This window comes from Actinacidiphila sp. bgisy167, from assembly GCF_057707665.1.
This window is the reverse complement of the sequence record NZ_JBYIQP010000138.1, coordinates 1-7,909: the sequence shown is the minus strand read 5'-3', so window position 1 is coordinate 7,909 and position 7,909 is coordinate 1. Positions and strand designations below refer to the sequence as shown.

6 protein-coding genes, 1 pseudogene and 1 riboswitch are annotated in these 7,909 nt (G+C 68.4%); of the genes and pseudogenes, 4 read left to right on the top strand and 3 right to left on the bottom strand.

All coding sequences use genetic code 11. The features are described from left to right. Positions 1 to 207 precede the first annotated feature (207 nt). A complete protein-coding gene (gene ccrA / locus AC3ET4_RS29655; RefSeq protein WP_431954865.1) occupies positions 208 to 1,542 on the bottom strand; it encodes a crotonyl-CoA carboxylase/reductase in 1,335 nt (444 codons plus the stop codon). 823 nt (positions 1,543 to 2,365) lie between these two features. Between ccrA and AC3ET4_RS29650 the strand changes: the two genes are divergently transcribed. The 3 genes from AC3ET4_RS29650 to AC3ET4_RS29640 all read left to right on the top strand — a co-directional run bounded on the left by AC3ET4_RS29650 (position 2,366) and on the right by AC3ET4_RS29640 (position 6,023). Beyond that, a complete protein-coding gene (locus AC3ET4_RS29650) occupies positions 2,366 to 2,689 on the top strand; it encodes a hypothetical protein (protein ID WP_431954864.1) in 324 nt (107 codons plus the stop codon). 1,353 nt (positions 2,690 to 4,042) lie between these two features. Then, on the top strand, positions 4,043 to 4,303 hold the full coding sequence (locus AC3ET4_RS29645) for a chaplin (RefSeq protein ID WP_488175978.1): 261 nt from the start codon (positions 4,043 to 4,045) through the stop codon (positions 4,301 to 4,303). 752 nt (positions 4,304 to 5,055) lie between these two features. Further along, positions 5,056 to 5,141, top strand: a riboswitch (ZMP/ZTP riboswitch). Between the two features lie 24 nt (positions 5,142 to 5,165). Further along, on the top strand, positions 5,166 to 6,023 hold the full coding sequence (locus AC3ET4_RS29640; protein WP_431954866.1) for a bifunctional 5,10-methylenetetrahydrofolate dehydrogenase/5,10-methenyltetrahydrofolate cyclohydrolase: 858 nt from the start codon (positions 5,166 to 5,168) through the stop codon (positions 6,021 to 6,023). A 188-nt stretch (positions 6,024 to 6,211) separates the two neighbouring features. Here AC3ET4_RS29640 and AC3ET4_RS29635 read toward each other — a convergent pair whose 3' ends face one another. Both AC3ET4_RS29635 and AC3ET4_RS29630 read right to left on the bottom strand, forming a co-directional pair. Then, positions 6,212 to 6,715 carry a GNAT family N-acetyltransferase gene (locus AC3ET4_RS29635; RefSeq protein ID WP_431954860.1) on the bottom strand — a complete coding sequence of 168 codons (504 nt, stop codon included), beginning with the start codon at positions 6,713 to 6,715 and terminating at the stop codon, positions 6,212 to 6,214. 287 nt (positions 6,716 to 7,002) lie between these two features. Further along, positions 7,003 to 7,410 carry a hypothetical protein gene (locus tag AC3ET4_RS29630; protein WP_431954858.1) on the bottom strand — a complete coding sequence of 136 codons (408 nt, stop codon included), beginning with the start codon at positions 7,408 to 7,410 and terminating at the stop codon, positions 7,003 to 7,005. A gap of 237 nt (positions 7,411 to 7,647) precedes the next feature. Here AC3ET4_RS29630 and AC3ET4_RS29625 point away from each other — a divergent pair. Further along, positions 7,648 to 7,909, top strand: a pseudogene (locus AC3ET4_RS29625) (IS5/IS1182 family transposase); the annotation flags it as partial.

Here is a 7,909-nt window from a genome sequence, read left to right as displayed (position 1 = left end):
GCATGTTCCCGCAGGTCAGGCCGCACTTTCGGCTCTCTAGGCCGCAGAATTATGTCGAACCCGGGCCTGGCGGCCCGCCGATTTGCCGCGACCCGGTGGCCGGGCTGTGAAGAGGGGCCGCGCGCGGTCGTACGGCGCCAGCCCGCCCGCCGCACTCAGGGCCTTCACCCCAGGATCTCGCGCAGCGTGCGACGTGCGCGGTGTTTGTCAGGTGGTGGGGTGGTGGGGTTGGAGGAGGTGGAATTTGTGTTCGCCGATGGTGTGGCGGGTGTGGGGGTCGGTGATGCCGAGGCCGGGTTGGGGGGCGTGGGTGAGGACGGCGATTTTGCCGGTGTGTTGGTTGGTTTGGAGGGTGCGGGTGGCGGTGGCGACGTTGTTGAGGGTGTAGGTGGTGGAGAGGGTGGGGAGGATGTGGCCTTTGGTGATGAGGCGGTTGGTTTCTTGTTGTTCGTGCCAGTTGGCGCCGTGGCTGCCGATGATGTGTTTGAGGCGCATCCAGAGGTAGCGGTTGTCGTAGGTGTGGTGGTAGCCGGTGCTGGAGCCGCAGGTGACGATGCGGCCGCCGCGGCGGGCGAGGTAGACGGAGGCGGCGAAGGTTTGTTTGCCGACGTGTTCGAAGACGATGTGGGGGTCTTCGCCGGTGGCGTCGCGGATGGCGGTGCCGAGTTTTTTCCAGCCTTCGGGGGTTTGGAGGGCGTTGGGGTTGTTGTGTTCGATGTCGGTGCGGTTGATGACGGTGTGGCAGCCGAGTTTGTAGGCGAGGGTGGCTTTTTCGGGGGTGTTGACGATGCCGATGGGGATGCCGCCGCCGTTTTTGACGAGTTGGACGGCGTAGGAGCCGAGGCCGCCGGTGGCGCCCCAGATGAGGACGATGTCGCCTTGTTTCATGCGGGCGCCGCGGTCGGAGACGAGCATGCGGTAGGCGGTGCTGGCGCAGAGGGGGTTGGCGGCGGCTTCTTCCCAGGTGAGGTGGGGGGGTTTGGGGAGGAGTTGGCTGGCGCGGACGATGGCGTAGTGGGCGAGGCCGCCGAAGTTGGTTTCGAAGCCCCAGGCGCGTTGTTCTTGGCCGAGCATGCCGTCGTAGTGGGTGAGGGGGTCTTGGTCGTCGACGTAGGCGGGGGAGATGACGACGTGGTCGCCGATGTTCCAGTGTCGGACGGTGGAGCCGGTGCGGACGATGATGCCGGCGGCGTCGGAGCCGACGATGTGGTAGGGGAGGTCGTGTCGGGTGTCCCAGCCTCCGTTGCGTGCCATGGCTTGGAGGAAGGTGAAGGTGGGGACGGGTTCGAACATGGCGGTCCATACGGTGTTGTAGTTGATGGAGCTGGCCATGACGGCGATGAGTGCTTCGTCGGGTGCGAGTTCGGGCATGGGGACTTCGTCGACGACGAGGGATTTGCGGACGTCTTTGTCTTGGACGTCTTTGAACATGTGGATGTCCGAGCGGCGGACGGTGGCGGCGGGGAACGTTTTGGGCAGGGGGAGGGCTTTGAGTACGTCGGCGCCGCATCCGGCTATCACGGCCTCGGACAGGGTGGTCATGGGATCTCCTGTGGTGGGCGTTGTGGTCCGGTTCTGGTCGGTGGCGGGCCCCGGGGGTCCGGGGGTCCCGGGGGGTCCGGGGGGGGTCCGGGTTTGAGGGGTTTGGGGTCTCGAGGCCTTCCGGAGCCCCCGCACTTCCCGGGCCTGCCGCCGGGGCCCTAGGGGCTGTTCGGGGGCTGTTCGGGGGCTGGTGTGGGTTGGGCTGTGGTTCGGGGGCTGGGTGGCGGGGTCCGGGTGGGGCGGGGTTTGAGGGGTTTGGGGCCTGCGGGGGGTTGGGTTGGGGGTCGGGGGCTGCGGGTGGGTGGTATGGGGGTGTTTGGTATCTAGCAGGCCTGGTTACTGGTGGGTGCGCAACTGTGATTGCGGTGGGTTGTGGGGTGTGTAGGGGGTTGGTGCTGGTCAGGTGGTGGGGTGCGGGGTGGTGGCGGGTGGAGGGGTACGCGGATTGGAGTAGTGGGGGGTGGGTGGGCCGTTCGGGTGGTGGTGGGTCTGCTGGTGGCGCTGGGGTGGGGCCTTGACCGCTCCTGGGCCGCGGGCTGGATGTGGAGGCGTCGCCGAACAGGCTGTCTTCCACGCTGTGGTGGCGGGTTCCGCCGGGGACGGCGACAGGTTGGCCGGTGAGGAGGATTTGTGCGGCGGTCTGGGCGTGTTTGGGTGTGGGTGTGGGCGCGCGGGGTGGGGTCTGGAATTCCTTGACGGAAGTGATTCGCGAGGCGTCGGCCGGAGGGTGGGGCGATGGGTGGCTTCCTGGTGCGGGGGTGGTGTCGGGTTGGTGTGATGGGCGCGGTGGACTGGGGTGGCATACCGGGCTGTCCCGGCTGGTGTGAGCGGGCTCGTGTCGCCCGCCGCCCGTGGTCTGCGTGTGTTGGCCGTTGCGGCGGACCTGGTAGAGGTGGCGGAGGCCGGCTCGCTGCTCGGTGGTGGTGGAATCGTTGATGGCCGCAGTGCCGTGGTGTTTCCGGCGGCCGCGGTTGCGACCCCTGTGCTTCTGGGCATTGTTGAGCAGGGTCACCTGGCGGCGCGGGAGGCCGTGTTGGGGGTGGTTGATGAGGCCGTGTCGTTCTATCCCCAGGCCGAGTACGCGCGGGTGACAACGTCCTACGGGAAAGCGGTCCCGATCTGCTGCGCTATCGTCCGCCATGTGTGAGCTCGCACGGCTGTCCTTGCTGGACTGGGCGAGCGGGGCGGGGCACTGCTTGCCGGGGCGTCGGTGCACTGGTGCTTCGAGGTCCGAGAGTGCGTCGCTGACGGCGGTGACACGGCAGCTTTCGGGGTTCTGGTCGGCGTGTTCCCGGGCGGTGTGGGCGCGGTGGAATTGCATATCGGTGGTGAGATCCCCGTGTTGGGCGAGGTTGTTCTCGAATGCGCACCGGTGGGCGGCTGTGTTGAGGCGTGCCTACGAGTGAGGGGACGGCTTCCGGGTGAACTGCCGCCCGGTGCCGTCCTGATCGCGGCAGAGTGCGGTGAACGTGTGCGCTGACGGTGCGAGGTGATCGAGCCGCGTTGGTGATCCGGTGATCGCCCAGCTTGCGTGGGAGGTCCGCCTGTGGCGCCAGTACCAACTGCTGTGCTGGACGTCGGGGTGCAACTCGGGTGGACGGGTGCGTTGTCCGGCTTGTCAGGTCGGCGGTATCCGGCCGGCGGGCGGGGTTTAACGCTGTCAGCCGTGGCCACCGCGTGATCTTCTGTCTGCGGACATCGGTGATCAGTGGTGGCCGTATCCATGCCCGCGCCGCCCCCCGGGCCACAAGATCACGGACTGCGGCTGGAGTGTCGGGCCGTTGGCGCGGCGGTTTCTCGACGAAGATCGCCCGGTCGGGGGACGGCTGGTGCTGTCCTGTGTCGGTCGTTGTGGCGGCAGGGCAGCGCGGCGCCGGCCCGCGGTTCGAGGTCGTGCTGAGCACGGTGGCGTGGTCCTCGAGGTCGGTGGGCCCGGTCTGCGGTTCGAGGTCGTGCTGAGCACGGTGGCGTGGTCCTCGAGGTCGGTGGGCCCGGTCTGCGGTTCGAGGCGGTGCTGAGCACGGTGGCGTGGTCCTCGAGGTCGGTGGGCCCGGCCTGCGGTTCGAGGTCGTGCTGATCACGGTGGCGTGGTCCTCGAGGTCGGTGGCCCCCCCTTTTGTTGCTCGCGTAGTCGCTGGCGGTAGGCGCGCTGTGGCGGGTGGGGTGCTGTGGTCGGGCTCGACGAGGCGGGGTTTGTTCGTGAGGTGATGTCGTGAGGTGATGTAGGTGATGTCCGGATGGGGTGGGGGTGGGGCCTGGTTGGTGGTGGGGGGGGGGTGTCGTGGGTGCCGGTGGGGTGTGGGGTTGGGGGGAGGGGGTGTTGCTGCATTCGGGTGTGTGCTTGCTGGTTGTGCGGATCTCGCGAGGGTGGGGCCGTTGTGGTGACGGGTGGGCGTGTCTGGGCTGTTTGTCGTTTCGTCGGTGCGCATGGTGGGTTGTGGTTCCGCCCGGTGAAGGGGGCGGTGTGTCGTTGGGAAGGTCGTCCATGAGTGTGTGGGGTATGTCGCTGGGGGTTGTCGTGGTGGCGGGTGTGCTGGTGGTGTCGGGTGCGGGGGTGGCGTCGGCGGATAATGATGCGAAGGGTTTGCTGGCTGCTGCGCCGGGTTTGTTGTCGGGGAATAATTTGCAGCAGCCGATTCTGTTGCCGTTCAATGCGTGTGGTAATCCTTCGCCGGGTTTGTTGTCGTTGTTGAGTCCGTCGTTCGGGGATTGTGTGAATGTGACGAAGGACAACGGCAACGCGATCGTCGGTAAGTCCTGAGGGTGTGTGGGGCCCGGCCCGGCCCGGCCCGGGACCGGGACCCGGGGCCTGGGGCGGGGCCGGGCTTCGGTGGGGCTTGGGTCCTGGGGCTTGTTCGGGCAGTGGCTGGGGTCGTTCATGATGGTCTGGTGGCTGGTGTTGGTGGGCGGTTGGGGGTGGGGCTCGGCGGTGGGGTTGGGGGAGAGGGGATGCCGGTGCTGGGTGCCCGGTTGTTCGTGGTGATCGGGGTTCCCTTGCTGCGCGGGGCCGAGTTCGTAGAGGTCGGCCGTCACCAAGGCCGCCGACTCCGACGCGGCCTTGGCCGGGGTGGTGGGTGAGTTGGCGTATGGGGGAGTTGTGGCGGGTGGGTGTGTCGGGCCACGCGAGTTCGTGGAGGTGTTGTTCCAGATGCGGTCCGGGTGGCCGTCGGCGCGTTCGGCGAGGATCTGGCTGGCTTGGTGAAGCGGGCGTGGGCGCCCTGGCGGACGGTGGGGTGGCCCGGCGCTTGGGCGAACCGCTTCCTCTCCGGGCTCCGCTCCCTCGCGGTGTCGACGACGAGCCGGGTGAGCCAGCCGTACGCCCGGTCGGCGACTCCTGCCGCGCGAAGTTGAGCACGAGCTGGTTGCGCAGTGCGGTCCTGGCGCGGCCCGGGACGTGCGTGTCTTGCTCACCTCGACCGGACCGAGCGGACTTGCTCGCATGTGGCCGGCGTAGGTGCGCAATTGTCAAGTTCTGTGGAGGGGGCCGTCCGCCCGGGGTGCGCCGGTATGGTGAGTGCGGGCCGTAACTGGCGCTGAGGTGGAGTACCACCGGGGAGCGGCCTGACGCCTGGTCAATGCCGTGCGCCTGGGCACTTCACCGTGGAGCTCAGGAGTGGCACGTGATGGAGACGCAGCAGGCACGGCTGATGGAAGGTACGGACCTCGCCCGCCGAATGACCGAGACCAGCGCGGCAGCTGCCGAGGACATCCGTCGACGCACCGGGGTGTCCCCCTGTCTGGCGACTGTGCTGGTGGGAGAGGACCCGGCGTCGGTCACCTATGTCCGGATGAAGCAGGCCAGGTGCGCGAAGGCCGGCATTCACTCGCGGCACGTGGCCCTGCCCGCCACGGTGAGCACCAGCGGCCTGGTGGAGGCCGTCACCGCGCTGTCCGGGGATCCCGACGTGCACGGCATCCTGCTCCAGCACCCGGTGGGACCGCACATCGATGAGCGCGCCGCGTTCGAGGCGATCGCCCCCGACAAGGATGTCGACGGGGTCACCATGCAGTCCTTCGCGGCGATGGGGTTCGGCCTGCCTGGCTTCGTCTCTTGCACGCCCGGAGGGATCATGCGCCTGCTGGACGAGTACGACGTCGACCTCACGGGAAAGCACGCCGTCGTGGTGGGACGCAGCCCTATCCTCGGCAAGCCCGTCGGCATGCTCCTGCTCGGGCGGGACGCCACGGTGACCTACTGTCACTCCCGCACCGTTGATCTGCCCTCGATCGTGCGCGAGGCAGACGTCCTGGTCGCTGCGGTCGGCCGGCCGCGCTTCATCAACGGGGCGGACGTCAAGCCCGGAGCCGTAGTGGTCGATGCGGGCTACAACCCGGGCAATGTCGGGGACGTTGACTTCGACACGGCATGTCAGAGGGCAGGCCTGATCACGCCCGTGCCCGGCGGCGTCGGTCCCATGACCATTGCTGTCCTCCTTGCGCAGACCGTTGACGCGGCAGCACGTCAGCTCATCGGGTCCTGACCGAGGACAGCGCGGTGATGGATCCCGTCGAGCAGGGTTCGGTCGCCCCCGTATCGTGACTCACGTAGCAGAAGCAACAAGTCAGGTTCGAGGGGGCAACAAGGCCTTTCCTTGGGCGTGCACGCCCTGTGAGTCACAGGAGTTCTGCTTCATCGACAGCCTCGGGGATCGGTACGGGCGACAACCAGTTACGTGTCGGGATGCTCTGGCAGGGCGAGCCAGTTAGGCCAGGAGATCTCGCGGCCGAGGAAGCGCGGCTGCTTGAACGGCCAGTCGGCGGCGATCCAGTGCGGCACCAGCGTGTCGAGGGCTTGCTCGACCGTGCTGTCCACCAGCTCGTCCACAACCCACCAGGAGATTTCGCTGTCCGCGCCGGCCCTTTGCGGTGGGTCGATGTAGACGCAGCCGAGCAGAGCTGTCTCGGCCGCGTCGAACAGCGCGTAGTTGAAGGACTGGTGCGCGGCGATCTCCTTCTCGTGCCGCAGCAGGTCGGCCTGGTCGGCCTCGTAGGTCATGGTGGCCGCGGGCCAGCCCCAGGCGGGGCCGAAGAGGGTCCACAGCCGCTCGCGTGAACCCATCACAGCCGGATAGTCGAGTGGAGTGTCCGCCTCCCGGATCGGCCGCAGGTGATGACCACCGCCCGGCAGCGGGACCAGGACGGGGTGGACGAAGCCATCGGGAAGCCAGCTCATGGCGCCCGACCGTAGCAGCGCGCGGCCGTCCGCTCCGCTGGATTATCCCCGTATATCCCTGAGCCCTGTCTGATGCCGGGCTGGGCCCGCGTGATCAACCGATCCAGACCCCGTTCGATCGACAGACTTCTCACGGTCGGCCCAGGTGTCCTGGCTGTGGGTTCTGGAGGTGCGGGGAACGGCCGCGACGGCCGGCACGCATCCGGGCACCTCCACGGCGTCAACGTACGGGCACACAGGCTCCTGCCACGCCGACCGGACTGCCCGGCACACACCCCCCTCGCGCCTCATGGCGCGTTCTTCGCACCGGCCACGCTCCCCGGGCCACGGCTCGGGCAAGGGGTGTCGGAGCGGTCAGCCGCGCCGCCTCCCACCTCAGCCTCACCGCGCGCCCGGTCGGCGCGTCGGCGTGTCGCGGCGGAGACTCCCGCCCAGACGGCGAGCACGCAGGCCGCCAGGCCGGCGAAGACGACCGGGTTCACCCAGACCGGCACCAGCTCGGTCCCCACACCCTGGTCCGTGACGCACTGCACGCTCACCGGCAGCGTCATACGCGTCACCACGTGGTCGCCGTCGGCGCCGGAAGCCGCACACATCTGGTCCGGGTCCAGGATGTAGAACCCCGACATCACGCCCCAGGCGTACGCGCCCACAGCCGCTGCGCCGGCCAGTTGCACGACCAGCGCGCACGACATGGCGTCCGGCGATGTCCACCCGTTTGGTGGCTGACCGTGACGTGCGCGCCACACGAGCTGAACGGCCGTGCCCACGACCACCCATGGACACACGAGGGGCGAGAACGCCAGGATCAAGAAGAGAATGGCTTCCACGCCTTACCGGGCATCGTCGTGGGGCGGCTGGTTCCCTCTCGAGGGCGGTCAGTGAGCAGGGCGTTCCGTGATCCAACGGGCGGCCAGCAGACCCGACCTGGCAGACAGGCCCTGCTGGTCCTGGCCACCTTGGCTGCGGCGGCACCTACGGCCGCCTCACGGCGGGATTCCGCGTCGGGATCGCCACGGTCCACTGCTGCATACGCGAGGCAGTCGTCCTCTGGGCCGCCCTCGCGCCCACGCTTGAGCAGGCCATGCAGACCGTACGGAAGAAGGCATACGTGATCCTCGACGGCACGCTCCTGCCGCTCGACCGCATCGCGCCGACCGGCCGTACTGCTGGAGGAAGAAGAAGCATCACGGG

Excerpts from the sequence above, each read along its gene's own strand:
- ccrA (WP_431954865.1), bottom strand. The coding sequence starts at position 1,542 with ATGACCACCCTGTCCGAGGCCGTGATAGCCGGATGCGGCGCCGACGTA.
- AC3ET4_RS29645 (WP_488175978.1), top strand. The coding sequence starts at position 4,043 with ATGTCGCTGGGGGTTGTCGTGGTGGCGGGTGTGCTGGTGGTGTCGGGT.
- AC3ET4_RS29640 (WP_431954866.1), top strand. The coding sequence starts at position 5,166 with ATGGAGACGCAGCAGGCACGGCTGATGGAAGGTACGGACCTCGCCCGC.
- AC3ET4_RS29635 (WP_431954860.1), bottom strand. The coding sequence starts at position 6,715 with ATGAGCTGGCTTCCCGATGGCTTCGTCCACCCCGTCCTGGTCCCGCTG.
- AC3ET4_RS29630 (WP_431954858.1), bottom strand. The coding sequence starts at position 7,410 with ATGTCGTGCGCGCTGGTCGTGCAACTGGCCGGCGCAGCGGCTGTGGGC.